Here is a 26,689-nt window from a genome sequence, read left to right as displayed (position 1 = left end):
TTCATACCTATAGCGGCAGGTTAAGCTGAAACTCTATGCCTGATGAGGAACAGGCTTCTCGAATTCAGCACGATTTATATTATTTCGGAATGACGATTTAACAATTCTCCCGATCGAGTGTGTCGCCGTGGATCTGTTCGTAGACATCGAAAATAGCGATGGCCATGGCGGCGATGACCGGACCGAACAACATGCCTATGATGCCGAACTGGATCAGGCCGGCCAGTGTCGACAAAACAGTCAGCAACGTATGATCCAGCGCACCGAGATTACCGCCGTCAGGCAGGCCTTTGGAGATCTTCTGAATCATCACCGGTCGCAGGACATTATCGATCACAAACCCCATTATCACCATGCCCCAAACGACTACCAGGATCGCCTGCCAGACCTCTCCCAGAAGATAGAGGTAGACAGCCACCGGTATCCAAATCAAAGCGGATCCCACCACCGGGATAAAGGAAGTCACCGCAATGCCAATGCCGAGAAACAGTGCCGGCAATCCAAGGAAACTCATCAGGATGCCGAAACTCACGCCCTGTAACAGAGCCACGATCACAACACTGATGGTCAACACGGTTGCCAGGCTGCTGAAACGCACCATCAACAACTCATCGTAGCGATTCGGCAGCGGTGAAAGCACTTTGATTTGACGTGCAATATCATCACCGTCCCGGTAGAAGAAAAACAGAGCGAATACCGATAGAAATACGAAGGTGAGAAAGCCGGCTGTATTGCTGAATATGCTCCGCAACAGAAACACTACCGTGTTTTTCGCAACCGTTATCAGCTTCGTGAGATTTGCATCCAGTTGTGCAATGAGTGCGCTCTGATCACCCAAATCGAACGGAAGTTTCTTGGCTGTTTCGGTATAGATCTTTTTCAGACTCTCTGAATCCTGTGCATCCACCCAGCCCTGTACCGATCCGTATAGCTCGCCGGTGCGCAAAGAAATCTCTACCAGCAGGTAAGTGATGGGTGCAATCACGGTGAAAAAAATCAGAATGCTCATTGCGGTGGCTGCGGTCGTATCGCTGAGTTTCCATCGATGTTGAAGTTTCAGAAACAGCTGATAGGTGGCGGTGGCTACAATGAGGGAAAAGAATAACGCCGCTAGAAATGGCAGAAACAGCCAGATCAGCCCAACGATCGCAAGAATTATCAGAGTAATGAGAAAACCGTCTTGGTAAGGAGGAGTATTGGATTGATTGCTCATTTCTGTAACACGACGCCAAATGGTTGCTGCTGAAAATACCTCTACTTTAACCTACAAATCGGGATGTTTGCCAAGGTTGAACTGTAGAAGGAGCGTGAGCATGCCTTGCTAAAACAACTTTGTCACCCGGCGTTGTATAGATCGCAGATTTATTACCTGTGATGCCGGAAACCGATCTTGACTATGCTGAGCAATCGCAATGATCAGGTTTCTGATTAAGATCCTATGACAAGAATTATCTTCCTATTAACGGTATTGGCGACACTCTGTTTACCCTGTGCATTGAAGATCTACCTTCGAGTAATGATCCTGTTTCTCAGTACAAATGGGTGTAGGGCGAGGCTGCGCTAAAGAAATAGTGGCATTTTCCGATATCAGTACAATTGATATGGATTTTTGGTTTATTTGTATCTAGCTGTTATTTAAGGAAAATAGGTTTGCCAAGAGTATTGCTGGTCGAACTTTCCGCCACGATTCGGCACATTGAAAAAAATCTCCTGATCAAAGCGGGTTATGAGGTTGAGGCCGATCTCGACTTCAATTCTGCGCTTAGGCGCTTTGTACCGGGCTCTTATGATGGAGGAACCTTCGAAGCGGTAGTATTGGGATGGCCCGGTGATGCCGTTGACGGAGCAGACGAACTGTGTACGTTGCTGGAGAAAAACACCTATTCATCCCTGCCACTGCTTACACTTGCCCATGAATCGGATGCCGATCTCATCAGGAGGGTGGAGAGAAGAGACAATTCCGCATTTCTACTCTGGGAGGATTATCAGAAGAGCACGGACCTCATCGCAAAGCTGCTTATCGATGCGCATCAGCGAAAACGCACAGAGGCAACCGCGAATTCAATAGTTCAGCCAATTCGAGTACTGTTTGTGGATGACTCACGCACAGTGCGTGTGAAGTATCAGCGGTTGCTGATGGCCAATGGCTATGAGGCCGAGACAGCCGCCACAGTAGGGGAGGGTTACGAGAAGGCACTGGATTCCCGGTTCGATATCGCAATCATTGACTACTTTATGCCGGACGCAACAGGTGATGTACTCTGTCAGCGACTGCGTGACAACGCAACGACTACCGGAATCACAACAGCGATCATAACCGGTACCTATCTTGATAAGGCAATCAAACAATCACTCGAAGCGGGTGCGGTTGAGTGCATGTTTAAAAACGAAAGCGATGATCTGTTTCTGACCCGCATAGATGCCATGAGCAGGCATATCCGGGCCCATAAATCGATCGAAAAAGAGCGCGAACGCCTTGGTGGTATCCTCAGATCGGTTGGCGAGGGGGTTTACGGGGTGAATTCCGAAGGTTATATCTCGTTCGTCAATCCGGCTTGCAGGCGAATTCTGGGATATGCGCCTGATGAGCGATTGATCGGCAAGTCGGCACTTGAGCTTTTTCATTACACCGATGAAGATGGCAATCCGATCGATGAATCGAAATGTTTTTTACAACATACATATGCAGATGGTACACCTCTCAACGCGCGGGAAACCCTGTTTTGGCATAAATCAGGCAATTCGATACCGGTGGAGTGCACGGTTTATCCCCTGACCATCAAGGGTAAACGCGAAGGCTCAGTAGTCGCATTTCGCGATATCTCTGAAAGAAAGCTGCTTGAAGAAGAACTGCGTTGGCAAGCGAGTCACGATGCGCTGACCAAACTATACAATCGTCGCTATTTCGAAGAACAGTTAACCCAAGAGGCTGGTCGCCTCAAGCGCAGTAAAGAGACCAGTGCTCTGCTATACATAGATCTCGACCGTTTTAAATATATCAATGATACCGCGGGCCATGCAGCGGGTGATCGATTACTGGTGGAGATCGCACAACAGATAAAACAGCGCCTTAGAAATACCGATTTGCTAGCCCGTCTGGGTGGTGATGAATTTGCCGTCATATTACGTAATGTATGCAAGGAAAGTGTTAACCAGGTCGCCGATGACTATCGTGAGATGCTTGATAGCTATATGTTCATCTATAACGGAAAACAGTACAAAGTGAACGGGTCAATCGGTATTGCTCTGATCGACAAGGAGTCCGAATCAGCCAGTGAAATACTCGCCAATGCGGATATTGCCTGCCATATAGCAAAAGGTGAAGGTCGTAACCGTACGCATCTTTTTATCCCTGAAAGTGATAGCAAAAAAGCGATGAATCTGGATCTGGGCTGGTCTTCGCGACTGCATAATGCCTTGGTACAGGACCATCTTGTACTTCACTATCAACCCATAATCCCGATAGAGCTTATTCCTCCAGAATTGATGTTGGAGACCGAGGGGCCAATTTACCAACAGCTTCTATCGATCGTGCCTCAGGAACAGCAGATCAGTGAACTGTTGCTGCGACTTGATGACCCCATGTGGGGGATTGTCTTTCCCGGTGCATTCCTGCCTACGGCGGAACGTTTTAATATGATGGACAAAATAGACTACTGGGTTGTCAACGCAGCTGTAAAGAAACTGGCATCGTTGCAGCAGACAGGCTATTCGGGAATGTTTACCATCAATCTGTCGGGTCAAACAATCACCAATAAGCAATTGATCGAGGATATCGAATCACTTGTCGTCAATTCTGCGATTGATCCTGGTAAAGTGATATTTGAAATCACCGAGACCTCGGCTGTATCCAATCTGGTGTCAGCCAATGAACTGATTACACGCTTGAGTGCCCTTGGTTGTCGTTTTGCATTGGACGACTTCGGCAGTGGATTCTCGTCGTTTTCGCATTTGAAAAATCTTCCGGTGGACTTTATCAAGATAGACGGCCTGTTCGTCAGGGGTGTGGCGACCGATCCCAGCGATCGTGCGATTGTCCACTCCATCAACGATATCGCTCACTCCCTGGGCAAAAAAACCATTGCTGAATATGTGGAGGACGCAGCAATTTTAAGGTTCTTGTATGAGTCGGGGATAAACTATGTACAAGGGCACTTTCTCTCGCCACCGATGGATGTATCGAATATCGCACCACAGGCCGCTCAACAGAATCACGGAAATAAAAAACAGTCAACTGGCAAAAAGTGAATGCCGGATACTTGCCTATATTAACATTTAGGCAATAGACTTTTTATTTGTCCCGGTTGGTTCCACAGCAGCGCCGGGTGTCGGTGTTTGATTCCAAACGTCCTCAACCAATCCGGTGATATCAACCACGTCGCCAATGGCAATCAGATTATCGAAATCGGTTTTCAGGCGTTCGCAGCGGCCAGGGGAAAGTTGTACCAGCCGATCGATCGCCTGTTCAACCTCTGCTTTGGGTGGGACGTCAGGATGATTGACAACTATCTTGACACAGCGAAAATCATGGTCCATAGCATGATGCACGAATTCAGTTTTCTGTGTTTTATCGCTAATTTCGAATTCAGCCAGGGATTTGATTTCAAATTCAGGCATGCTCCCACGGCGCTCTCTAGAGAGGTAGAGGATGATCTCTGCCGAACCCTGTTCGGTCGCTTCCTGCATAATCCGCTGTAAGCGGCCATTCATGGCCAAGACACTGAAATCGAATTCGCCGTCGGCAACCTCGAAGTAACTGACCAGCGGTGAGGGGGAGGCGGTGATGCCGAGTCGGAAAGTCCAGTCATTCTGGGATCTGCAATAGATGAAGACCGGCAGGGTCGAGCTGCTTTCGATAAAGATCGATGAGTAGAGGCGTGATGTGGCGGCACGCAGCGTATGCGAGGTCTCGAGTAGCAGACCGGATTGGCGTTTTGCCAGGAATCCGGAAAATGCATTGGAAAACTGACGGCCTTTGCTGGCATCACTGATCTTGAGGCGCAACAGCTGTTCCCCATCCGCCGGTCCACCTACGATCTCTGCCGGTACGTTGCGAAAGGTACCTTTGATACGTGCCATGCTTGAGCTTCTCGCTTCCAGTTTTGGAAAGGTTATCGTTGCCTTGCGCTCAATGACTAAAGCGAGATTCGGATCTGTAATCTCGACGGACAATCCGTGGGCCGATACATCCCGGGTCTTGCCCAGATAGAGCCGTCCGGCGACAGCGACCTCAACCTGCATCTGCCCCAGAAAGCGGTCTTCGCTTCGGTTTTCCTGGATGTAGTGAATGGGTACCATTTGAGGAGGTTCAAGGGATTGCTGATCATCACTATAGATGATCGGCTCCTCATAGACATTATGGTCAGGGTAATAGTCGTTACGGCGACAATTAAGAGCTTGGTCCGTCACATCGATCATGGCGCCTACGATCGATAGGGTTTTGGCATCCATGAGCAGTTCGCGTACAAATCTGTCACTCCGATCGGAAAGTGGTTCCAGTGCGTCCTCAATTCGCATCTCCACGGGCCGGCGGGCCACACGTGCAACGATCTTAAAAACGCGGAACCCCGGCTGATCCGAATGTCGCGTCACGAGCCGACACCAGTGTTTGTAATTCTTGCACTCAAGATCGGCTATGACTTGCGGTTCCGCATGCTCCGGGGAACGATAGACCGCCATCAGCGTGTCCGCCTTGCTGTCTCGTAACGCCAGCCTGGTTAACAGCTTGATGCGCTTTGGCGTGATCATGGAAGTGAAATCGTAATTACCCTGTGAGTTGCCGAATGCGTTCAAGGATCGCCGGTTCACCTGATTGCCGAAGATGATGCGCAAAGGTGATTCTCCATCCTGGCATTCAAATATAAAGAACGGCAGTATGGATGTGGAGCGCATGTAAAAACGTTCCGCCAACAGGGCTTGAGCAGTCAACAGTGCATCTTCGGGATCAGTCTGTTCAGCCAATGCCGTCTTAGTTGAAGTCTTGATATGGTCTGAAATCACCGTCAGGCCATCCTTAGCTTCACTCTCAATACACTGCAATGCCAAAAGGGTATCGTTCAACAGGCGGCGAATTCGCACAACACGATAATCGAGTTCAGGATGGTCAAGCTGACGCCCGACAGAGGGCATCACATCGACGCGCACCAGGTCGCTCTCCGAAATATCAATCGGCGTTTTCACACGTAGTTGCAAACCGGATTGGGAGATGTCACGGGTTTCAGCTTCATAGGTCTGTCCATTCCAGATTACATCCATATTCAGGGAAATCTTAAACCTGTCATAGACCCGTTTTTCAAAATAGGAGAGGTCGATTGCAAGATTGTTGACGGCCCGATCCGAATCGAAAGCACTTGATGATAATGAGACAGGTATGGTTTGGGACCCAGCTGTATCGCTATCACGGTTTCCTGTGTTATTAACCTGTGCCGACTTCGTTACCTCGCCGGCAACCTGTCTGAGAATGGATTCATAGGTCTCTACGGTAAATACCCCGGCACTTTTCTTCAATCCATCGAGAAAGAGCTGGTGTGCCTCCGGGTCAAGCCACAGGGTTCGGCCGCGATAGGAAAAGCGTTTGCAAGGCTGCTTTACATGCGATCTGAGATCCAGCGGGCGCAGGCATTCGCTGTCGAGGCGTTGGCGCTCAACCCGTTTAAGAAACTCATTTGAATCGTTCGGTACCTGCCTGGTGCTGATTGTCCTTTCTGATCGTATTCTTTTCGTTTGCATCAGATTGGTCGTTACTGTCTTTAACTCATTTTTAGTTAACAGGCTGTATCGCCAATCAGGCTTTAATCTTTAATGGGTCTGATTGTCATGGGTGACGCTAACCCGTTGGATTCGGGTTGGAAAGCCCGCAATTTCGGTGGGGTATACAGGGTTAATGAAACGACGGGGGTACACTGCTTATTCAAAATATATTCATAAAAATCAAAAAGTAATAGTTTATGTTTCAATTATGAGCGCTGACGTTAAAAGCGTGAGAGTTCGAACTGGTGGGCACTGTTTTCAGATTTGTAAACAAGTGTTAATTGAAACGGGCCAGTGGTTGTCGCTGCTCGGGATCGATGGTTTATCACGCATGCCCTTGCCTGGGTTGAGCAGAGGAATACCGAGCACTATCTGGGCTACATGATTCAATCTGGATGAACGTTCACAGTGCAGGCGCGCAACGAAGCCACAACAAACAGGCAGATTTCAGCCGTTATGCCTATGCGGCTGATGGCTATTATTTCGACATCAGTCCGCAAGGAGATGCTGCAAGCATCTTCAACTATGTTCGGCCGGTGCGGGATCTGTAGACGCCTATATAGTTTCAACGAGCGCTTGAATGCGTTAGACGCAATCAGGGCGGCAGCGTCAAACGGTAACGGACGATGCGGTCGTTACCGGAGTCCGACAGCCAAAGATCGGTTCCGCGCACTTCCACGCCTTCCGGGGTCCTGAACTTGTTGGGGCCACGCCCGGGTCTGCCGTCACCGAGTACCAGGCCAGACCTGCCATCGGGCGCGATAAACTTGATCTGGTGGTTGTTCTTGTCCGCCGCGATCAAGCTGCCGTCAGCGAGCAGATCGACGTACCGTACACCATCGAAGTCGTAGGACTCACGGGTCAGCTCGGCTTTGACCTCAAGGTCTGCAGTTAACATCAATATACGGTCATTTCCCGCGTCCGCCAGCCAGATATCCGAGCCATCGGCAGCGAGTTCGATGTCGTGCGGTGATGAGAGACCGCGAAGTTCATCGACCATTACCCCGTTTTCGAATGCGACCAGGTTGTTCGACCAGGCGCCGGCCACATAGATGCGGCCATTGGGGTGGGCCAGGACGCCTTCAGGGCCCCGGATGCCTGTTGTCAGTTCACCGATCTGGCTGGCATTGGTGCCGCTCACCGAGTAAATGATCACACGGTTGTTGTGGGTATCGGCGACGTATGCCCGGCCCATGACATCGAAGTCGATGTCGTGAGTGCCGGATTGATGGTCTTCCCCAAATGCATCGATCAAGTCGAGAGATTCCGGGTCGAGGATGGCGATACGATCGTTTCCCACGTCAGAGACGAACAGATAGTGTCCATCTGGGGTCAATTTGAGGTCATGTGGGTTTGAGAGTATTGGTTTGCTGGCGTGTACGAACCGTGCCGAGATCTCGGCGTGCAGCGGCCAGGCCACCAAACTCGACAGCAATGCGGCAACAATATGTGATCGCATGTCAATGGCCTCACTCTCTTTTCAAATGGCAGCTTCATTCATGAAGCTGCCATATACTATAAGTGTCAAGATGCATGACTAATCAGTTTTAAACCCTATATTTTTATGTGTACCATCACAAAACGGTTTGTTTTTTGAAGCACCACAGCGACACAAGGCCGCGTTGTTGCCATGCCAGGCGGTGCGGCCGCTACTGGCTTTAAACGTGACATTTCCCGATAACAAGAGCGGACCATCTTTTAATGGGGTAATGTTTAATTTGCCGCCGGTTTCCTTTAATGGCTCGCCGGTTTCTCCCACCGCACCATAGTCTTTGAATTGTCCTTCATGACTATTATCACAAAATGGTTTGTTTTTTGATAAACCACAGCGACATAATGCTGCTCGAAATTGAATGCCGGGCATATCACTGGATGATTGCTCGATTGCCAAATCACCCTTCAAAAAATAGGGGCCCTGGTAACTTACTGTTAAGGTGTTTTCAGGCTTTGCGGTTTCAGTTGTCTGGCCATCTTTGGTTCTGTAGACCAGTGCGCCACTTGGACAGCGTTCTACTATTTCCTTTACTTCGCTAAGGGGTGAAAGATCAGGTTGACACCAGGGATCTCTTCCGGCAATAAAAAGTTCACCTTTTGAATATCCGCATTCACCTATGTGAATGCAAAGTCCTTCGTCCCATTCAACATCGATTTCCGAGCCCGTATAGAGAAAAACCTTTTTTTCGCCCATGGTATTCTCCTTTTATCATTTAATATGCTGAGTATAGAACCTTAGTTGGATGTAACAGTTACACTTACCAGACCGCCGTGTTGTTATTTATTGTTAGGGCCTGTTAACACTAATCCAATCGGCTCTGTTGTGTCTGAAAATGCGCCAATCAAGGCGCGAGGAGTGAGGTTTGGTGATTCCAAATGAGCGACGAGCAACGCCGAGTGGCGCATTTTCAGGCACAACCCGAAGGGCTGGGGCTGTTTTTCCACCCAGCGGCGTTATCATTCGCTCATTTAGCACGGCTAAACCTCGCTCATTCTGCCTTGCTGGGTAAAAAAACAGCTCCAGCAGAGTCGATTGGATTAGTGTTAACAGGCCCTAGCAAGACCTCTATACAGCATCCTAATAGACACAAGACCCATGAGTTAGCTTTCTGCTGTTTTGTTATCCATTCACAGGGAGTCGTTGAAGAAACTCATGGAAACCGACCGGGTGCGGTTTCACCATCGTTCCGATCGCGGCTGGTCGCCACCAGCCAAGGGTTATGCAGAAAAAATCGAAGAGTGACTGATTATATGTGTATTCCAATGTGACTTAATAAGCCATATCGGAAAGTCGCTGGAACAGAAAGCCGGTCTACTCCTTGAGCTTGATCTTGAGTTCACCCTCTTCGACGCGAATATCCTCGACGCCTTTGGCGAATCCTGTCCAGAATCCCTGTTCATCGCCAAATTCGCTGATCAGGTCGATGTTTTTCAGTCCGCCCAGCCAGGCGTTGGGTATGGGGACTCCCATGATGCTGACGCCCTTCAGGATAACGACCGGTTTGGCGTTGCGGAATGCCATCTCCACCCCTGTGGATACCCGCAGGGTCTTGCCGCCGAGGATTGGGAAGTCCTTATCCACAGGCACCAGCAGTCTGGCGCTGACCAGATCGTCACCCAGGTCGATGGCGAGCTTTCTGGCCAATTCCTGATTGTTCGCCACCATGGCATTGAGTTCCCTCTCACTGAAAAAGACCTCGCGCCTGGCCCCTTGCTCGTTGTATCGCTCAGGTCTCAACCACTGCTCATCGCTCTCCTTCTGCTGAGCGTGTCGGTCGGGCTGGGCAACGGGGCTTGGCTGATACCCCAGTTGTTGAAGCTTGTCGTTGAGTACCTGTTGTTCGGCATGTGTGAGTTGTACCGGGGTAAAGTCCTTGGCGTAGATATAGGTGCGCACCACCCAATAGGTGGCAGCGGCAGTAACCAGAATGGTTGCCAGGACGATCCACATAATGTGGATGCCGCGAAGTCCGCTTCGACCTGCAGGGTTATCTATTTGCTCTGTATCTGTTGCCATCTTGGTTACCCGGTAAGGTTGAATGATGCGGTGGTCTCAGCCAAGCCTTATTGCACCTCTAATAATGATTATACGCCCTGAGTGACGACATGAATGTTTAAATTTGTGGCTCATGGCGTGCTTTGATTTCTCTTCGTGATAAGCTGCGAATATAATCCAGGGCCTGTTAACGCTTATCCAATCGGCCCTATGGTGTCGAATCGAACAAGATCCTCAAAAGGACATGCCCTATGCAGATTGAATTCTATGGTGCAACCAGCGGTATCACCGGTTCCTGTCATATTCTCCGTGCCAATGGAGAGACGGTGTTACTCGATTGCGGGTTGATACAGGGACGCAGGGAGGAGATGGAGAAAAATCGCCGTCCCTTTCCATTTTCGCCCGGTGACATCAGCGCGGTGGTTCTCAGTCATGGCCATATCGACCACTCGGGACGGATCCCCCTGTTGGTCAAGCAGGGTTATCAGGGACCGATCTATGCGCAGAACGCGACCATGGAGCTGTGCGATATCCTGCTGCAGGATTCCGCTTATCTGCAGGAGAAGGATGCGCAATATGAAAACAAATGGAGAAAGCGCAAAGGGAAGCCGTTTATCGATCCTCTCTATACTGTTGCCGATGCTCGGGAGGCACTGGATAAACTGGTCGGTCTGAAGTACAGGGAGAAGCGGGAGATCCTGCCGGGGATATCGATCCGCTTTCAGGATGCGGGGCATATTCTCGGTTCTACCAGTGTGGAGGTGTGGCTGAATGAGAATGGCAAACAGCGGAAGATCGTCTTCAGCGGTGACCTGGGTCAGTACGATACACCCATCCTGAACGATCCGGCGGTCATTGATGAGGCGGACCATGTGATTGTCGAGAGCACATACGGAAACCGGCGCCACCGGGATCGGCAGAACACCATCGACGAGATCGGCGACATCATCCGCGAGGCCGCCCATCAAAGGGGCAACCTGCTGATCCCCGCCTTTTCCATAGGGCGTAGTCAGGAGATCCTCTACTACCTGGGGCAAAATTACGATGAATGGGAGCTGGGGCGTTGGCAGGTCTTTCTTGACAGCCCCATGGCAATCAGGGCGAGCAAGGTCTATTGGGACTATCCGCACCTCTACGATGAGGAGGCGACCAAGCTGCGCAAGAAGATCCATGAGATGCCCCATTTGCAAAATCTCAAACTGACGGAGTCACCCCAGGAGTCGATGGCGATCAACCGCATCAAGAGCGGTGCGATTATCATCTCCGCCAGCGGCATGTGTACCGGAGGCAGGATAGTGCACCATCTCAAGCACAATATCTCCCGCTCCGGGGCGCATATCATGATCGTGGGTTATCAGGCCAACGGCACCCTGGGACGGGCGCTGGTCGACGGTAAATCTCCGGTCCGGATCCATGGCGACGAGTATCGGGTCAAGGCGCAAATCCACACGGTCGGCGGACTCTCTGCGCATGCCGATGTGGATGATCTGACCCGATGGCTCAGCAGTTTCAGGAACAGCTATCCGCATATTCATGTTGTACATGGGGAACCCGAGTCGAAACAGGATTTTCGCGACAGGCTGGCGTCGGAAGTGGGATTCAAGGCCTCCGTGCCTGAACCGGGCGATGTGCTGGAATTGTAGCGGTTGAGCGGTGAAAATAGATGCCTTGGCCCTGGTGTTCTGCTCACATACCGGAGCCGGGAGCTGAAGGGTGCTGATATCTGCTCGGTCTATAGCGTGGAAAGTCCCGGTTACGCCAATTCTTTGGTGCAAGTTTCTCTTCGACTGGTTTCAAGCGGGATATATAGTCCATCACGGCGGAGACGTCGCGTGATGGAAAACTCTGGCTCTGCTTGACCATCTTTTTGTCGGCGTTGCGCCTGCGTCCGTCGCGTATCCACCTGAACTGGCGCATGAGATATTGATAGTGCTGCCCTTGGAGTAGGGGAATATTTTCATCCACTATCCCTTCAGCCCGCTTGCCATGGCATTCGGCGCAATGTTCTTTGTAGATCGCTTCCCCGTGCTTGAGGTCAGAGCCTGAGCCGACCCCGTTGTTTCGGGTCATGGGCAAATTGGCGATATAGGCGCTGACGTCCGCGATCTCCTGCAGTGACAGGAGTTCGAGCATGGTGAAAGGCAGCATTGTGGGATTGTCCCGGTTACGTGCGCGAATATCGGCCAGTTGCTTAATGATAACCTTTCTTAATTGGCCGGCTATCTGCGGGTAGTAGCCGCTGATACTGCCCCAGCCTTCCGGTTGATGGCAGACCAGGCAAACACGGTACACCTCTTTGCCATTTTCAATGTCGGGGGTAAGCTCGATCGCGCGTTCCACTTCCTCGGCCGCCCGCTGTGGGTTTTCTGCGTTGGCAAGGCCGAACAGGTTGGCTGCGAAGAAGAGTATCGCTATGTAAATAGAACGGTGGTCCATTTTATTTTCACTCAGACTGATTGCCGGTCAGTGTGTCGTTTATCGCCAGTCTGGGATAATTTCCTACATAAACTCGAAACATTCAAGTCATGGCGGGTTTGTTTCGGGGAAATGGCAAGGAGGCGCTGCTCCATCCGTATTCTCATATTCACCCATATCGGGGTGGGACGCCGCATTGAACAGGCGTGTCAGTCGATAGCTTGGCCGTGCAGATCGAACAGGCACAGATTGTCGATTTCGAAACTCAAAGTCAACGTTTCTCCGGCACTGAATCCGTGATGGCCGGGCAGTAGGGCAATCAAAGGTCGAGGCTGAGTAGCGGAAACCGCTCGATCGGAAATTTCACCAGCGGCCACCTCCAGCTCCGTGGCAAGATGCAGAATGGTTTCATGACCCATCGATTCAACCGCGGTGACCCGGGCAGCCAGGCCAACCTCTGATTGCGCTTGAGTGATGCGGATTGCATTGGGTCGTATCCCCGCCAGGATTGTCTGGCCGGAGCATGAGTTTAGATCGGCATGGCGGGCCACAACCCGCTCCGGGAGCGATAGATGCAGCGGCCCCAACTGGAGTAGAGTATTTCCCTGGCTGCGGTGCAATGATCCACGGATGAGGTTCATGCCGGGAGATCCGATAAAATTCGCGACGAAGGTATTGGCGGGGTGCTGATAGATAACATGCGGCTGGGCCACTTGCTGTAATCGGCCGTTATTGAGGACAGCAATGCGCTGGCCCAGGGTCATGGCCTCAGCCTGGTCATGGGTGACATAGAGCGTGGTGATGGCGAGTTCTCTCTGCAAGCGAATGATTTCAGAACGGATCTGTACACGCAATTGGGCATCGAGATTGGAGAGCGGTTCATCCATCAGGAACAGGTCGGCTTTCCTTATGATGGCGCGGCCCATCGCCACACGCTGACGCTGTCCGCCTGACAGGGCCCTGGGTTTTCGCTCGAGTAGCGGGACAAGATCGAGCATTTCTGCGATCTGCATCACTCGACGGTCGATATCGGTGGGCGATAGTCTTTGCATGCGCAATGGAAAATCCAGGTTGCGACGCACCGTCATGTGAGGGTAGAGCGCATAGTTTTGGAACACCATGGCCACATTCCGCTGCTGGGCCGGGATCTGGTTGACCAGGCGCCCGCCGATGCGAATCTCTCCTGAACTGATCTCCTCCAGTCCCGCTGCCATTCTCAGTAGTGTGGACTTGCCGCACCCCGAGGGACCGACAAGAACCATGAACTCTCCATCGCCGATACTCAGGTTCAGCTCATGCACAGCATCAATGCCGCTGTCGAAGCGTCTGCTGAGATTGATGAATTCGATGGACGCCATGCTCAACCCTTGATTGCGGAGCTGGCGACGCCACGTACGAACCAGCGTTGAAAGATGATAAACAACAGCAGTACCGGTAACACCATCATCACGCCAAAGGCAAGGATGTCGCCCCAGTTGAGGGGCGGCAGGGTGAAGAAGCTGGCGATGGCAACCGGCAATGGGCGTACCGAGGGTCCGATTGTCACCATCATCGGCCAGAGATAACTGCCCCACCAGGTGAGAAAGGTGAGAATGGCAACACTGGCGAAGACCGGTTTGGCATTCGGCATGATGATGCTGAAAAAGATACGCAGGGTGGAGGCGCCATCGAGACGGGCGGCCTCTTCGAGCTCTTTCGGCATACCGATGAAAAAGCTGTAAAAGAGATAGATGGCGAAGGCGTTTGCAATGAAGGGCACAATCTGGATGCTGTAGCTGTCGCGCAGGCCGAGCATGGATGCGCCGTAGAACAGAGGTATGGCGATCGCCTCGAAAGGCAGGATCATCAGCGCCAAGACCAGATTGAAAAGCAGATCCCGGCCACGCCACTGCAGGCGGGCAAAGGCGTATGCAGCCATGGAATTGACCAGCAGTCCGCTGCTGACGATGCAGCCGGTGATGAACAGCGAGTTGAAAAAGTAACGCAGGAAATCGCTGCGCCTGAATACGTCGGCATAGTTTTGCAGCGAGACATCGCTTGACAGGAAGGCGGCCAATGAGCCGGCCTCCAGCAATATGCTCTGATCCGGTTTGAGGCTGCCGATGAACATCATCAACAACGGCACGATGAACAGTGCTGCCATGCCGCCAAGCAGCAGATAACTCAGCAGGACGGATAAGCGGGTAGCTCTCATGTCATTTCCCGCTCATGATGTGTGTAACGGCGTTGCAACCAGGTGACGGCCAGGACGAGCAGGAAGAAGACCACGGTCATGGCGCTGGCGAGTGCGACCTGTTGTCGGGCAAAGGCCGACTGCACCGTTTCGTAGATCACGGTTGTGGTCGCGTTGTCGGGGCCTCCACGGGTCATGATCTGCACCTGATCAAAGAGACGGAAGGCGAGAATGGTGGTGATCAGCATGACGAAGATCAGGGGGTTGCGCAGTTGCGGCAGCGTGATATGGAGAAGTCGTTGCCATCTCCCTGCGCCGTCGAGCGCAGCGGCCTCGTAGAGTGATTGCGGAATCGCCTGCAGACCGGCGAGAAGGATCACCATCTGAAATCCCACCCCCTGCCAGATCGACAGCAGCATGATGGCCGGCAGGGCGAGCAAGGGATCGCGGAGGAAGTCCCTGGCCTCCCACAGGCCGAAGCTCGTCCATTCGAGAAAGGCGTTCATCATGCCGTCCGGGCCGGGGGCATAGATCAACGACCAGATAACCGAAACCAGGGACATGGGAAAGACGACAGGCATGAAGAAGAGGGTGCGGAATGCCACCGTCCCCGGCAGACCCTGATTCAACAACAGCGCAAGCGCGAGCGCGAGCACTGTCTGCAGGGGTACCACTACTGCCGCGAAGAGGAGGTTGTTGAGCAGTGCTCGTATGAAGTCCGGATCGTTGGACAGCTGGACAAACTGGTCGAAGCCGACAAATTTTACCGGCAGCGGTGAGCCGAGGCGCAGATCGGTAAAGGCAAGCGCCAGCGCAGCGGCAAAGGGAAGGAGGATAAAGAGCAATAATCCGGCGAGGGCGGGAATCGCCATTAGCAGGGCCGTCGTCGATTGATCGCTTGTCCGGCTGTGGATGGTCAAGGTTGTGCCTCGCCACGCCAGGGGTAGCCCTGGTTGTCTGCGATCTCACGATCGATCGCCTCAACCGCGCGCTCCAGCACAGATTCGACATCGCTTCCGCTACGGATGCGATCGACAATTCGTTGGAACTCCGCGGTGATGATCGGGTAGGCCGGGGTGCGCGGACGTGCAACCCCACGGCCCTGTTCGAGTTGTTCGGCAAACAGGCGCAGCGGGCCACCGGGTCGGTAGAGGGGGGAGGCGTCGATGGCGGAGCGGGTTGCGGGGATGGCACCGTTTGCGTTCGCCATTGAGAGCACCTCCTCGGTGGTCAACAGAAACGAGAGAAAGGTGGCGGCGCCCCCGGTTTTTTGGCTGCCGGCCGTGATCGCCCAACACCAGGAGCCCATGCCTGTCTTGCTGCCCGCACCGAAATCGGGCAGGGGCAGCAATAACAGATCGTCACCCAGACTTGCTTTGTATTGCCGGTAATTCCAGTGACCGCCCAGGGCCAGGGGAACCCGGCGGCTGGTAAAGGCGGCATCGTCGATATTGGGATCGACACGGTTTTTCGTGATCCAGTCTTGCAGATCCCTCAGCATGGTATTGCTCTCGAGTCCGTTCAGCACCCCGTCGGCACTGAGATGACGGTTTCGCTCGATGAGATCGCCGCCTGCCGACTGCAGCATCGGCGACAGGCCATAGGTGTACCATTCGCCCGCATAGTTGAGTTTGAGGTCGAGGACCTGTCCATCCGGGTCATGCATGGACAGCTGTCGCAGCGCAGTCTCGAACTCATTCCGGGACCAGGGCTGTTGCAGTGAGGGGATACGCAGACCGGCTTGCTGCAGTTTGGAGCGATCGCCGTAGAGACCCAGGCCCGAGTCGTAGACACCCACCGCCCAGAGTCGGCCGGCATAACTGCCCTGGGTAGTTATCGAAGGCAGCAGATCGGCAATCAGTTGTTTGTCGAGCAGCTTATCCAGAGGACGCAAGTGTCCCTGCCATGCATAGGCGGCGACAAAGGGACCATCCAGTTCGAGCAGGTCCGGCAATTCACCGGCAACCGCGGCAGCCTGGACCTGGGCATTGTAACTCCCTTCGGGGATCAGAGTGAGTTGAATATCGAGCTTGGGATGGCTTTGATTGAATCGGGTGACCTGCTCCTGCAACACCGTGCGTTCACTCTCCTGGCCGGCATGTGCCCAGATCCTGAGCTTGACTTCATTCGGAGATCTGTTCGCCTCTTTTCCACAACTGGACAGGATGATGATGAGTAGCAGGCCGAATAGCTTCAACCTGGGTTTGAGAATCCCATGTCTCATGTTTATTTTTAGCGTGTGGCCAAATGATTGATCTGTAATTCGGTTAGCCTCATATCTATTGGATTCATTCGCCGTGAAGACGATTGATATCAGGCGTATTTCAGAAACCTGAGGTCATAGCGTAACACATGGGCGTTTTTGGGTGATCAGACGGATATTGACTATCCGCTACAAATGCATAGTCACCCAATCATCTATTCATCAGCCGTACATCTCATATAGGATATTGGGTGTAACATTATGACGCCGAAAAATAGCGGGATAGTGAAGACGTGACGGAACAGTTGCCTGAATATCAATCCTTGCAAAACCAACTCGATTTGCACCAAGGCATGCCCTATTCGCCCAACTGGTCTGCGGAAGCCGATTTCATCCAGCTCATCGTCGACGCCTGCCTCAGGGACAGACCCAAACAGATCCTGGAGTGCAGCAGCGGTTTGACCACATTGATGCTGGCCCGCTGTTGCCAGATCAATGGCGAAGGCCGGGTGATCAGCCTGGAGGACGGTTTGCAGTATGCCGACAACACCCGGTCCTATATCGACCGTTACGGCCTTGGAGGGTTTGCGGATGTTGTCCATGCCCCGCTCCAGGATAGGATTGTGGATGGGATGCTCTACAGATGGTACGCAGCAGATGCCATTCCCGAAGCGGGAATCGATATGCTGGTCATCGACGGGCCTTCAGGCTTCATTCAAAAGCACTCGCGCTATCCTGCGCTGTCTGTCTGTTATCCGCGTCTTGCCGATCGTTGCGCCATCTATCTGGACGATGCGGCGCGGGAGGATGAACAGGCGATCGTGGCCATGTGGCAATCCCTTTATCCGGCACTGAGGCATGAATACCGTGCGACAGCCAGGGGTTGCTCCATCCTCTTGCATGGTTGAACGCTATCACAAGATTCGTCAGCTGAGTCGAGGTGGATTGGCTGCGATTTTTTAAAAGAACCCGGGCATGGGATGACTCAAGTGGGTGTGCTTTTCGTTACCCCATTTTCGAGTACCATCGACTCCATCAAATCGATGAATTTCTGCTGGTAACGGCGCAGATACTTGTCCTTGTGGTAGGCCACCCAGGTGGTTTCCCAGGGGAGCATGTTGCCGAGATCCCGAATCTCCAGATCCCGATCCTGCTCTGCTGAGTGGGCCATGCTCGCAATCAGGCCGACACCCATGCCCTCCCGTACATAGGTCTTGATCACGTCGGTGTCGGCGGCGGTCAATACCACGTTGGGCTGCAGGCCGGCCCGGGTAAAGGTGATCTGCATGTGATTGGCGCCGGTGAAGCCGAAGGTATAGGTAATCAGCGGATAGTCACAGATGCTTTCCATGGAGAGCGGTTTCTGCGACAGCACCGGATGACCCTTGAGGGCGATAAGGCTGCGGTTCCAGCGATAACAGGGGATGGCATTGAGAGAGGAGTGTTCGCCCAGCTCCTCAGTGCAGATTGAGAAGTCGACCCGGTCGGTGAGGGCCATTTCAACCAGCTGTTGCGGTGTTCCCTGGTGTATCTGCAGGCTGACGGTCGGGAAGATTTGGCGAAAGGCGCGGATCACCGCGGGTAGTACGTAGCGTGCCTGGGTATGGGTGGTGCCGATGCGCAGGATTCCACTACTCTCCTCCACGTGGTCACGGCCGACGGCGAGGATGTTTTCACGGATGGCCAGGGCCTGTCTTGCATAGCTGAGCACCTCCTCACCCGCTGCCGTCAGGGCGATCAGCCGTTTTCCCTTGCGGACGAAGAGTTGAGTGCCCAGCTCCCTTTCAAGCTGCGCCAGGTGCTGGGAGACGGCCGACTGTACCAGGTAGATCTGCTTCGCCGCCAGGGTCACGTTAAAACCCGACTCCGCCAGGGCCACCAATGAATTGAGTTGCCTGAGTTCCATATCTTGTTTAAAGATTAAATATCAAAATATATTACTTCAAAAGATATAACACCTCTTCCAATATTGCTACCCAATCCAATCCTAAAGCATTGACTTGGAGTCGCGTCACCATGGATAACACCGCCAAGACCCTGGATGGTTTCCCATCCATTCCGCTGGAAGGCTTGCAGCTCTCGCGCCTGCAACAGGCGGTTGAGGGGTTGAACAACCAACAACTCACTTGGGCCAGCGGTTATCTTGCCGGTCTGGGTGCACTCGGCCCCTCTGTCGCCAAGGCGCCCAACCAGATCCCGGGAGTGACCATTCTCTACGCCACCCAGGGCGGGAATGCCCGTAGCGTGGCGGAGGCGCTGGCTGAGAATGCAACGGCACAGGGACTTGCGCCCCGTCTGGTTTCAGCCGACAGCTACCGCCCCAAGGACCTCACCAAAGAACAACTACTGGTGGTGGTTATCAGCACCCAAGGTGAAGGTGAACCGCCGGAGAGCGCCTACGATCTCTTCAAATACCTGCGTGGCGACAGAGCCCCTCGACTGGAGGGGCTCAGATATGCGGTGTTCGGCCTGGGGGATTCCAGCTACGAGCAGTTTTGCCAGGCGGCCAGGGAACTGGATGAACTGCTGGGAAACCAGGGTGCGGGATCGTTGCTCGATCGGATCGATGCGGATGTGGATTACCAACAGGCGGCAGCGAACTGGCAGGACCGGATCCTGTCGGAGCTGGGAGAATTGCAGCCATCGGACCAGGCCAGGATCATTCCGCTGCAACGCGAGTCGGCAACTCCCAGGCACGATCGCAACAACCCGTTTCAGGCCGCGTTATTGGCGCGGCATCGCATCACCACCGCCGATGCCGTATGCAATGTGCAGCATATCTCCCTGGAGATCGATCCGGCGGTGATCCGCTACCGGCCGGGGGATGCCCTGGGTCTCTACTTTCAGAATGATCCCGCTTTGATCGAAGAGCTGCTCGCTCTGGCTGGATTGGCAGCCGAGGCGCCGGTCAGTCTCGATGGAGAGTGCATGACGCTTGGTCAGGCCCTTGGCGGGCGTTTGGAGCTGACCCAACTCCATCCCGGTGTAGTCAAGGCATGGACAGCGCTTGCAGCTGATCAGGCGTTGGACACCATAAGCCGGGACGGGGAGAAGCTGCGGACCTTCGTCCAAGACCGCCAATTCATCGATCTGCTGCAGGCTTATCCTGCCGGGGTGGATGCACAGGGGCTGGTGGAGATACTTCATGCCCAACAGCCCCGCCTTTACTCTATCGCATCCAGCCAGACGGCCTACGAGGATGAGATCCATCTGAGCGTCGCCGCACTGCGTTATAGGGGCCATGGCCGAGACCATCTGGGCGGGGCCTCCGGCTATCTGACACAGCGTATCTCCGAGGGAGATGCTTTGGGTGTCTATGTGGTGGAGAACCCGGCTTTCAGACTGCCGGCATCGGCAGACAGCCCCATCATCATGATCGGCGCGGGCACCGGCATCGCGCCTTATCGCGCCTTCCTCCAGGAACGCGAGGCACTGGGAAGTGCCGGCGGTAGCTGGCTGGTGTTCGGCAATCGCCATTTTCAGCGTGATTTCCTCTATCAGACCGACTGGCTCGCATACCGAAAGGCAGGTCTGCTCAATCGCATCACTACGGCCTTCTCCCGGGATGAAGGGGCCCGCACATACGTGCAGGCACGGCTCTACGAGGAGCGTGCGGAGCTCTATCGATGGCTGCAGGAGGGCGCCCACCTCTATGTGTGTGGCGGGGTGGAGATGGCGCAGGGTGTGCATCAATCCCTGTTGGCCATCGTCCAGGATCAGGGTGGCCTGGCTGAGCAGGCCGCGGTCGAGTACACCGAGACCCTGCGCGAGCAGGGGCGTTACCAGAGAGACGTCTACTGATGGATATCAAGCTCAATCCCAACGAACTTATCAAGGCTGACAGCAGCTATCTCCGGGGAACCCTGAGGGAGAGCATGTCAGACCAGGCGAGCGGCGCCCTGTCGCCGGACGATGCGCAGATCAGCAAGTTCCACGGTTTCTACCAGCAGGACGACCGGGACCGGCGGCTGGAGCGCCGGCAGCAGTTCCTTGAGCCCGACTACAACTTCATGTTGCGGGCCCGGCTACCCGGCGGAGTCTGCAGCCCCCGGCAGTGGCTGGCCATCGATGCAGTGGGACGGGAACTGGGTAACGGCAGCATTCGCCTGACCACCCGTCAGACCTTTCAGTACCACGGCATTCTGAAGCGTAACCTGAAGCCTCTGATCCAGCGCATCAACCGGGTCATGATCGACTCCATCGGCGGTTGCGGTGACGTCAACCGCAACGTGCTCTGCAATCCCAATCCGGTGTCCTCCGCCCTGCATGCGGAGGTATATGGCTGGGCCAGGCGCATCAGTGAGCATCTGTTGCCGAAGACCCGTGCATACCACGAGATCTGGCTCGATGGCGAACCGGTGGCCGGAACTGAATCGGAACCGATCTACGGGGAGACCTATCTTCCACGCAAGTTCAAGACCGCAATAGCCATTCCGCCGCACAACGATGTGGACGTCTACACCAACGACCTGGGCTTCATCGCCATTGCCGAGGGCGATGAGCTGCTTGGCTTCAATGTCCTGGCCGGTGGTGGCATGGGCGTCACGCATGACGATTCCGCCACCTTTCCGCGCCTCGCGGACGAGCTGGGTTTTATACCGCCGCAACAGACCCTGGCGGTGGCGGAAGCGGTGGTCAGTGTGCAGCGGGATTTCGGTGACCGGGTCAGCCGGCGTCACGCGCGTCTCAAATACACCGTCGAACGCATGGGACTGCCGACCTTCATCACCGAAGTGGAGCGGCGTGCCGGGGTGCGCTTCAAACCGTCACGCAGGGTCAGGTTTACCAGCCAGGGGGACCGTTATGGCTGGGTAAAGGATGAGCGGGGGCGCTGGCACCTGACGCTGTATGTCGAGAACGGTCGGGTAGCGGACACCCCGGACGCAAGCCTGATGGGCGGTCTGCGGGAGATTGCGGGCATCCACCAGGGAGACTTCCGCATCACCCCGAGTCAGAATCTGATCGTGGCCGGTGCGCCTGAAGCTCAAAAGGCAACCATTGAAGGGATTGCCCGCCGTCACGGGTTGCTGGCCGAGGGGCGCAGCCCAACCCGTCTGGCAAGCATCGCCTGCGTGGCGCTACCCACTTGCCCTCAGGCCATGGCCGAAGCCGAGCGCTATTTTCCTGATCTCTTGCAGACGATAGAGGCGATGGCGGATCGTCACGGAATCGACCGGCAGGCCATCGTCATACGCATGACCGGTTGCCCGAATGGCTGCGCCCGTCCCTACGTGGCGGAAATCGGCCTGGTCGGCAAGGGGCCGGGTCGCTACAACCTGCAACTGGGCGGTGACGGTGTCGGTTTGAGACTCAATCGCCTCTATCGCAAGAACCTGAACAAGCGTGAACTGCTGCGCACCCTGGACGAACTGTTCCGGATCTATGCCGGCGAGCGTCTGCCGCAGGAACGCTTCGGTGATTTCACGGTACGGTGCGGTCTGGTGAAACCGGTCATAGACCCCGCGGAGGACTACCATGAATTCCCTTGAGCAGATTGCCCGTGTGCCACCGGTGATGACGGAGGATCTTGGGGCAATCAACCATGAGCTGCAGGGATTGAGCGCACAGGAGCGTATCGAATGGGCCCTGAACCACCTCCGCGGCAAGCATATTCTGACCTCCAGCTTCGGCATCCAGGGGGCCCTCATGCTTCATCTGGTAACCCGTATCGTGCCCGATATCCCGGTGGTACTGGTGGACACCGGCTACCTTTTTCCGCAGACCTACAGCTTTATCGATCAATTGACCGAACGTCTGCAGTTAAATCTGCATGTCTACCGTGCCGAGCATTCGCCGGCCTGGCAGGAGCGCCGTTATGGCCGCCTTTGGGAACAGGGATTGACCGGTATTGAACACTACAACCGCATCAATAAGGTGGAACCGCTGCAACGTGCCCTGAAAGCGCTCGATGCCGACAGCTGGTTCGCAGGATTGCGCCGCCAGCAGTCGCACAGCCGTTCCGCCCTGCCGGTGGTGCGGATCCAGGACGGCCGTTTCAAGATCCATCCGGTGGTCGATTGGCATAACCGGGATGTGCACCGCTATCTGCAGAAACACAATCTTCCCTACCATCCGCTGTGGGAGCAGGGCTATCTATCGGTGGGCGACGTCCACACCAGCCGTCCGCTGCAACCGGGTATGCGCGAGGAGGAGACCCGCTTTTTCGGCTTGAAGCGGGAGTGCGGTATCCACGAATGATCATCGATCAAGCGATTTGGTGGGGCCCGACTCATCAATCCAGAACAGATCAATCGCGATCAAGGCAACAGGTTATTTTCAAACCATCCAAGGAGCAATTCACAATGAGCAGCAATATCGTTTGGCATTCCCATCCGGTGGACCAGGGAGCCAGGGCAGAGCAAAAAAGCCAGCGGCCGCTGGTGATCTGGTTTACCGGACTCAGCGCCTCCGGTAAATCGACCATCGCCGGGGCACTGGAGCAGATCCTCACCGTTCAGGGTTACCATACTTATCTGCTGGACGGAGACAACGTGCGTCACGGTCTCTGCCATGATCTGGGATTCAGCGATAAAGATCGTCAGGAGAACATTCGCCGGGTGGGCGAGGTGGCCAAGCTGATGGCCGATGCCGGGTTGATCACCCTCGCTGCGTTTATCTCCCCCTTTCGCGCCGATCGTCGCCTGGTCAGGGAGATCATGCCCGGGGGGCAGTTCGTGGAAGTCTTTGTGGACGCGGATCTGTCGGTTTGCCGGGGACGCGATCCAAAGGGTCTCTACGCCAAGGCGGATCGGGGGGAGATCAAGCAGTTCACCGGTATCGACAGTCCTTACGAAGTGCCGCAGAAACCGGAGGTGCATATTCGTGCCGGCGAAGTCCCGGTGGCGGAGGCGGTCAACCAGTTGCTGGATTATCTGCATCGGACCGGCGTGCTGCAGGCGGGTTACCAACCGGTAGCCCTGGAAGCCTGAGGCAGGTGGCTGCAGATGCTCATTACCTGTGCGGACAAAAAGGCCGAGAAACGGTCACGGCAGGCCGTTTCCTCGGATCGCCCGATTCGCAGTCTGGCCAAGGCAGTCTCCTGGCGCGTGACCGGATCGATCGACACCATCCTGCTCTCCTGGTTCTTTACCGGCAGCCTCACTACCGCCGCGGCTATAGGCCTGACCGAGGTGGTGACCAAGATGGTGCTCTACTATCTGCATGAGCGGATCTGGAACCGGATACCTCTCGGGAGAGACCGGGGTGGCCGATATGACGCAACGGAGGTGTTGCAGGCGGAGTCTCCGGTTGCGTGAGATTGCCTTTCCCGGGACCTGAGAGGGCCTGTCAAACCGAGGCGTTGTAGCGGATCCGCCACTCTGCAAGGGCCTTATCCAGTTCACCCCGGGCGCCTATCCAATGCCAGAAATCGACAAAGTCGCTGGCGGCGTTTTCCAGGTTGAACGTCATCTTGTGGCGCTTGTCTTTGAGGAACAGCGAAATATTGCAGGCCACCGTATCCAGGTAATCGGAGGCGATCTCCGTGGCCGGCTGCTGTTGACCGCCCATGAGAATACCTTCCCTGTACGCCTGCATGATGCCGTACTCCTTGCGCTTGACGAAGCTCTCCACCGATTGCCGGCGATCCCGGGTGAGGTGTACATAATAGGCATCGTTGCCGTATTCATGGTCGAGCCTGCCGAGTATCCAGCATAACCTGTTATCCGCCTCGATATGGTTGTCGGGGTAGCTCAACCTCCGTTTGCCTATCAGTGTCGAACGGGACTCGTGGGCCGCGGAATAGTTACTGATGTGTTGACAGGCCTGAACGAAGGTCGTGGACCCGCATCTGCCGGCGTTGAGAATAAATATATTCATGATAGTTGCGAAAGGGTTTGCCGCCAGAGATCGCGATCCGCGCTATATGAGCGCAGCGCCTGCAGGATCTGTTGACGGCGAACCTGCCGATGCTGGGTTGATTCGATGATGCCATACCCGGGTGACCCGACACCGAAGTTGCATCTCATGTTGTCAATGAATCGTCGAAAGTTCTCGATGGCATCCCCGGCAACGACATTCCGCCACCACCAGCAGTGTCGATCCTCGATCTGTTGATCAAGACGTTCCAGTTTTTCCATGATCTCGTTCTGCATGCGGGAATAGCGATCCAACAGGGTGGCTTCGGTTTTGTTCAGTATCTGTTCAATCCGTCTGTCACTCAACCGCTGCTGCGGGTATCCGGACTCAATCAATGCCTGCAGGCTGAACAGCATCAGATCGCCAAAGAACTGGCGTTCGAATTCTCCGGATATATCGATGCCCGCCTGGCCCTTGTCGATGCCCGCTCTGAATTCGGACTCTCCGATCTGATCCTGGGTCCGTTTATGCAGCAGCGGAAGATTGGCCGATGCGAATCGACCGCCCAGTTCGGATTTCATGATCCGTCCCAGTTGCGGTCCGGCCATCCTCAATTTCAGGGTGGCGAAGGGGATGAAGTAGTCAAGTGCCTGAGAGCTGAGCAGGTAGTTGCCGGTGTAGAGTGTGCGCGCCGGCGTGAGTTCTGTCGCGACGGGCGGATTCGTATAGAAATTTTGCCGGGTCAGGTGTTCGCCATCGAAAAAGCGGTTCAACAGTTCGGAAAAATCCCTGAAACAGGCTAGCTGGTCGTGTTGGCCATGCAGCCGGCATTGATAACGGTAGGTTTCCCGAGTGCCGTGAAATCCGAACAGATCCGCCATGTCATGGTAGGCCGCGTCTCCGCCTGTTGTGATCCGTTGCTGATGAAAACGGCAGTTATGATTGGGCCCAAGAGAGGCAATGTCGGAGACAAATCCTGATACATCCCGGAGAAAGTTGCCGGCCATCACGGCAGGTGAAACCGGGGGGTCACCCACAACCTTGCCGGTCAATACCAGGGTGTCGGTTGTGGTGAAGATTCGATCCAGACGATGGAAGTAGTTGATGACAAACAGACCATCCCGCTGGCTGGGTGTATTGACCCGGAACTCCTGGTCACTGTCGATGAACCAGATCAGCGCGGGTTTTTCTTCACTCACGAGTTGCTTCACCTTCAGGTAGCTGAGATTGCGGGTGATGGAAGCGCCTTTGTGATGGAATGCTTTGGCTGGATGGTTGCCAATGATGCCGGTCAGGGCCTGCCGTTGTGCAGAGGTCAGGCGATCCAGCAGTTGCAGTTGTTCATCCTGCCCGAAATAGATGGTCTCGAATCCCTGCCGGGTAAATTGCTGTTGTATGTGCTTGATCCGGGTTCTGGCATGCGGATCTTTACTGTCATCCGCTATCAAGACCGTTATCAGTCGCCGCTTCTGTTCCGTGAAGCCGCCGTAATTGAATCGCCGGCATAGGTGATACAGGCTGTCCATGCAGCTTTGCAGATGCTGGGGTCTGTCTGCGACAGGTATCACGACGATAAATCGATAACGGTCATCCACCGCTTGATCGCCAATCAAGGATTCCATCTCCAGAAACAGTTGTTGATGGAGATAGAGCAGATCCCCGGGATAGTCGCACTTTTGCATCTCCTGCTCGAGGAACAGTGTTGCCCTGTCGATCATTTCGATGAAGATGGCTGAATGTGTGCCGTCGGGTCCAGCGGTCGACAACTGTCGCCAGCGTTCACTGGCCGACTCTAAAGATGGGTGGAAACCGAATTGTGTATAGAAGTTGTGCAGTGCTTGATATTTGCCTGACGCCATCG

23 protein-coding genes are annotated in these 26,689 nt (G+C 54.4%); 10 read left to right on the top strand and 13 right to left on the bottom strand.

Features of this window, described 5'->3' with window-relative positions; translation table 11 throughout:
- Positions 1 to 97: 97 nt before the first annotated feature.
- Positions 98 to 1,213 (bottom strand): AI-2E family transporter, encoded by a 1,116-nt coding sequence (locus AB8516_RS10905; protein WP_108291802.1) that lies wholly within the window; start codon positions 1,211 to 1,213, stop codon positions 98 to 100.
- 437 nt (positions 1,214 to 1,650) lie between these two features.
- On the opposite strand from AB8516_RS10905, the gene AB8516_RS10900 reads away from it, so the two are divergent.
- Positions 1,651 to 4,248, top strand: coding sequence for an EAL domain-containing protein (locus AB8516_RS10900; RefSeq protein WP_369160549.1), 2,598 nt, complete (start codon positions 1,651 to 1,653; stop codon positions 4,246 to 4,248).
- Between the two features lie 27 nt (positions 4,249 to 4,275).
- Here the strand turns inward: AB8516_RS10900 and AB8516_RS10895 are convergent, their stop codons facing one another.
- Entirely contained in the window at positions 4,276 to 6,729 is a 2,454-nt protein-coding gene (locus AB8516_RS10895; RefSeq protein ID WP_369160547.1) for a PilZ domain-containing protein, read from the bottom strand.
- Between the two features lie 416 nt (positions 6,730 to 7,145).
- Between AB8516_RS10895 and AB8516_RS10890 the strand changes: the two genes are divergently transcribed.
- Entirely contained in the window at positions 7,146 to 7,301 is a 156-nt protein-coding gene (locus tag AB8516_RS10890; RefSeq protein ID WP_369160545.1) for a hypothetical protein, read from the top strand.
- A gap of 44 nt (positions 7,302 to 7,345) precedes the next feature.
- Here AB8516_RS10890 and AB8516_RS10885 read toward each other — a convergent pair whose 3' ends face one another.
- Positions 7,346 to 8,209: an NHL repeat-containing protein gene (locus AB8516_RS10885; protein WP_369160543.1), complete on the bottom strand. Its 864-nt coding sequence runs from the start codon at positions 8,207 to 8,209 to the stop codon at positions 7,346 to 7,348.
- Positions 8,210 to 8,287: 78 nt separating this feature from the next.
- The gene (locus AB8516_RS10880) at positions 8,288 to 8,938 is read right to left on the bottom strand and encodes a CDGSH iron-sulfur domain-containing protein (protein ID WP_369160541.1); all 651 of its coding nucleotides are present in this window, start codon (positions 8,936 to 8,938) and stop codon (positions 8,288 to 8,290) included.
- A 182-nt stretch (positions 8,939 to 9,120) separates the two neighbouring features.
- Between AB8516_RS10880 and AB8516_RS10875 the strand changes: the two genes are divergently transcribed.
- Positions 9,121 to 9,513: a hypothetical protein gene (locus AB8516_RS10875; protein WP_108294846.1), complete on the top strand. Its 393-nt coding sequence runs from the start codon at positions 9,121 to 9,123 to the stop codon at positions 9,511 to 9,513.
- Between the two features lie 43 nt (positions 9,514 to 9,556).
- Here the strand turns inward: AB8516_RS10875 and AB8516_RS10870 are convergent, their stop codons facing one another.
- Complete coding sequence (locus tag AB8516_RS10870) at positions 9,557 to 10,261, bottom strand: hypothetical protein (protein ID WP_369160539.1); 705 nt, start codon at positions 10,259 to 10,261, stop codon at positions 9,557 to 9,559.
- A gap of 230 nt (positions 10,262 to 10,491) precedes the next feature.
- On the opposite strand from AB8516_RS10870, the gene AB8516_RS10865 reads away from it, so the two are divergent.
- A complete protein-coding gene (locus AB8516_RS10865; RefSeq protein WP_108294842.1) occupies positions 10,492 to 11,883 on the top strand; it encodes an MBL fold metallo-hydrolase RNA specificity domain-containing protein in 1,392 nt (463 codons plus the stop codon).
- Between the two features lie 43 nt (positions 11,884 to 11,926).
- Here the strand turns inward: AB8516_RS10865 and AB8516_RS10860 are convergent, their stop codons facing one another.
- The 5 genes from AB8516_RS10860 to AB8516_RS10840 form a co-directional block, all read right to left on the bottom strand.
- Positions 11,927 to 12,676, bottom strand: coding sequence for a c-type cytochrome (locus AB8516_RS10860; protein ID WP_108294840.1), 750 nt, complete (start codon positions 12,674 to 12,676; stop codon positions 11,927 to 11,929).
- A 188-nt stretch (positions 12,677 to 12,864) separates the two neighbouring features.
- The gene (locus AB8516_RS10855; protein WP_369160536.1) at positions 12,865 to 14,013 is read right to left on the bottom strand and encodes an ABC transporter ATP-binding protein; all 1,149 of its coding nucleotides are present in this window, start codon (positions 14,011 to 14,013) and stop codon (positions 12,865 to 12,867) included.
- 2 nt (positions 14,014 to 14,015) lie between these two features.
- On the bottom strand, positions 14,016 to 14,849 hold the full coding sequence (locus tag AB8516_RS10850) for a carbohydrate ABC transporter permease (protein WP_369160534.1): 834 nt from the start codon (positions 14,847 to 14,849) through the stop codon (positions 14,016 to 14,018).
- Positions 14,846 to 15,748 (bottom strand): carbohydrate ABC transporter permease, encoded by a 903-nt coding sequence (locus AB8516_RS10845; protein ID WP_369160532.1) that lies wholly within the window; start codon positions 15,746 to 15,748, stop codon positions 14,846 to 14,848. Before AB8516_RS10845 ends, AB8516_RS10850 begins: the two co-directional genes overlap by 4 nt.
- On the bottom strand, positions 15,745 to 17,052 hold the full coding sequence (locus tag AB8516_RS10840) for an extracellular solute-binding protein (protein WP_369160529.1): 1,308 nt from the start codon (positions 17,050 to 17,052) through the stop codon (positions 15,745 to 15,747). The genes AB8516_RS10845 and AB8516_RS10840 overlap by 4 nt, the downstream gene beginning before the upstream one ends.
- 272 nt (positions 17,053 to 17,324) lie before the next feature.
- On the opposite strand from AB8516_RS10840, the gene AB8516_RS10835 reads away from it, so the two are divergent.
- Positions 17,325 to 17,939 (top strand): class I SAM-dependent methyltransferase, encoded by a 615-nt coding sequence (locus AB8516_RS10835; protein ID WP_369160527.1) that lies wholly within the window; start codon positions 17,325 to 17,327, stop codon positions 17,937 to 17,939.
- Positions 17,940 to 18,016: 77 nt separating this feature from the next.
- Here the strand turns inward: AB8516_RS10835 and AB8516_RS10830 are convergent, their stop codons facing one another.
- Positions 18,017 to 18,937 (bottom strand): LysR substrate-binding domain-containing protein, encoded by a 921-nt coding sequence (locus tag AB8516_RS10830; protein WP_108294828.1) that lies wholly within the window; start codon positions 18,935 to 18,937, stop codon positions 18,017 to 18,019.
- 110 nt (positions 18,938 to 19,047) lie between these two features.
- On the opposite strand from AB8516_RS10830, the gene AB8516_RS10825 reads away from it, so the two are divergent.
- The 5 genes from AB8516_RS10825 to AB8516_RS10805 all read left to right on the top strand — a co-directional run bounded on the left by AB8516_RS10825 (position 19,048) and on the right by AB8516_RS10805 (position 24,287).
- The gene (locus tag AB8516_RS10825) at positions 19,048 to 20,832 is read left to right on the top strand and encodes a sulfite reductase flavoprotein subunit alpha (RefSeq protein ID WP_369160525.1); all 1,785 of its coding nucleotides are present in this window, start codon (positions 19,048 to 19,050) and stop codon (positions 20,830 to 20,832) included.
- Complete coding sequence (gene cysI / locus AB8516_RS10820) at positions 20,832 to 22,520, top strand: assimilatory sulfite reductase (NADPH) hemoprotein subunit (protein ID WP_369160523.1); 1,689 nt, start codon at positions 20,832 to 20,834, stop codon at positions 22,518 to 22,520. Before AB8516_RS10825 ends, cysI begins: the two co-directional genes overlap by 1 nt.
- A gap of 25 nt (positions 22,521 to 22,545) precedes the next feature.
- Complete coding sequence (locus tag AB8516_RS10815) at positions 22,546 to 23,229, top strand: phosphoadenylyl-sulfate reductase (protein ID WP_369163266.1); 684 nt, start codon at positions 22,546 to 22,548, stop codon at positions 23,227 to 23,229.
- Between the two features lie 104 nt (positions 23,230 to 23,333).
- On the top strand, positions 23,334 to 23,960 hold the full coding sequence (cysC, locus tag AB8516_RS10810) for an adenylyl-sulfate kinase (RefSeq protein ID WP_369160521.1): 627 nt from the start codon (positions 23,334 to 23,336) through the stop codon (positions 23,958 to 23,960).
- A 15-nt stretch (positions 23,961 to 23,975) separates the two neighbouring features.
- The gene (locus AB8516_RS10805; protein WP_369160519.1) at positions 23,976 to 24,287 is read left to right on the top strand and encodes a DUF2061 domain-containing protein; all 312 of its coding nucleotides are present in this window, start codon (positions 23,976 to 23,978) and stop codon (positions 24,285 to 24,287) included.
- A gap of 31 nt (positions 24,288 to 24,318) precedes the next feature.
- On the opposite strand, the gene AB8516_RS10800 is transcribed toward AB8516_RS10805, so the two are convergent.
- Complete coding sequence (locus AB8516_RS10800) at positions 24,319 to 24,849, bottom strand: hypothetical protein (protein ID WP_369160517.1); 531 nt, start codon at positions 24,847 to 24,849, stop codon at positions 24,319 to 24,321.
- Positions 24,846 to 26,687, bottom strand: a complete 1,842-nt coding sequence (locus AB8516_RS10795; protein ID WP_369160515.1) for a hypothetical protein — start codon at positions 26,685 to 26,687, stop codon at positions 24,846 to 24,848. Before AB8516_RS10795 ends, AB8516_RS10800 begins: the two co-directional genes overlap by 4 nt.
- Between the last annotated feature and the right edge of the window lie 2 nt (positions 26,688 to 26,689).

The sequence above is a fragment of the Candidatus Thiodiazotropha sp. LNASS1 genome, from assembly GCF_964212655.1.
Classification (GTDB): domain Bacteria; phylum Pseudomonadota; class Gammaproteobacteria; order Chromatiales; family Chromatiaceae; genus Thiodiazotropha.
Note: the sequence above shows the minus strand (reverse complement) of the source record. Positions and strands in the feature narration are given on the sequence as shown.